Origin of the sequence: Xenorhabdus entomophaga (assembly GCF_037996725.1) — a bacterium.
Classification (GTDB): Bacteria; Pseudomonadota; Gammaproteobacteria; order Enterobacterales; family Enterobacteriaceae; genus Xenorhabdus; species Xenorhabdus khoisanae.
Genome location: NZ_JBBMXH010000244.1, coordinates 1 through 1,343, shown reverse-complemented (window position 1 = coordinate 1,343; position 1,343 = coordinate 1). Strand labels below are relative to the sequence as shown.

The 1,343-nt window shown below is 34.5% G+C and carries 3 protein-coding genes; 1 reads left to right on the top strand and 2 read right to left on the bottom strand.

The genetic code is table 11. From position 1 onward, the window contains the following. On the top strand, positions 1–376 hold a 376-nt coding region (locus AAC854_RS22515; protein WP_340619040.1), incomplete at its 5' end, for a hypothetical protein. A gap of 76 nt (positions 377–452) precedes the next feature. On the opposite strand, the gene AAC854_RS22510 is transcribed toward AAC854_RS22515, so the two are convergent. Then, entirely contained in the window at positions 453–965 is a 513-nt protein-coding gene (locus AAC854_RS22510) for a tail fiber assembly protein (RefSeq protein WP_340619039.1), read from the bottom strand. A gap of 2 nt (positions 966–967) precedes the next feature. Next, positions 968–1,343, bottom strand: a 376-nt coding sequence (locus AAC854_RS22505) for a hypothetical protein (protein WP_340619038.1), incomplete at its 5' end; no start/stop codon positions are given.

The following is a 1,343-nucleotide window of genomic DNA, read 5'->3' as shown; positions in this document are numbered from 1 at the left end:
TGTAAGAGACAGGGCTAAGGAGTGGAGAAAAATTGGAGAAATTAATCATCGTACCTGGCTCTTGGAACGCGATTATAAGGTGATAACCTTAAGTGAAAGTTGTTTGGGTAAGTATTTATTTTTTAATGGATTAAGCAGGTATCGCAATAGGGAGAGAATATCTTTTTGTGTGGGGGTTTTTATTCCTCCTGTTCCAGAAATTGTGATACAAGCATATCAAGAAGCGACAAATAGAGGATATGAACAGGATATGGTTTCTGCTTTCATATTTAAAATCATGTCTGATGGAAAAACATTAAAAATACTCATGGAGTCAGATATTAAAGATCTTAATATCTCATATAACATAATCGAAATTTATACTATAGATATATAATATAAAGAGAATATAAAAAAAATATTAATCTTAATTTCATCTAATAGAATAATAACAGGGGTTACCCCCTGTTATTTTATGGTTGTTCAGGCCATTGAATATCAGACCTAACTGATATATCCACCGCCTCAACCACTTCCACATAATCCAGCCACTGATTTAATTTCTGACGTTCAGATTCAGAAATGCGCCCCATCAATAACTTGGTATGCAACATCTGCATCTGTTTCTGTGCATCGGAAATTAATGATTGTTTAATGCGGGCTGATTCTAGCTGAGCTTCTTTCTCTAATATTTTGGCATCTTTTTTAACCAATTTATTATTTAAAATATAACATTGATTTATATCCAATTCCGCATCAACTTCTGTTTCCAACACACTGGCATTATACGGGCATAACCGAGAGACATCTTTTGAGGTTCTTACTATGGTTCCATCTTCGTAATATTCGACTTTTAGCGTGTCTTCGCGGTATTTTTTTTGACATTCATACCAGTCCTGACCATCATCGGAAATCAGATAAATCACATTTTCACCGAATTTAGGGTTTTCCGGTTTATATTCTTTGAAGTTTTTTATATTCAGCATTGTTAGTATCTACCATCTGATGTAGACCTACCTTCACCTCTAGGTGGATTAGATGCAGTGTCCAGATTAGTTATTTTATATTCATCATCAGCAACATTAACCCACTGACCATTTATAAGGTACTGTAACGAAGCAAATTGTTTTTGTGTCCAAAAAAAACCTCCCCTGTTACCATTATTATCATGGTGGTAGATATTCAGAAAAATTTCACCTTTCAATCTACCGCTATCATTATAAGGCGCTGTTACTTTGTCCTTCGCACCTCTCCACCAAAGATGACCATTAACATACGCATCAATAGTAGATCTATCTAAAGAGGTAAACCGACAATTAGATAACCTCATCCCACCAATACTATTGGATTTGGATAAATTTTTG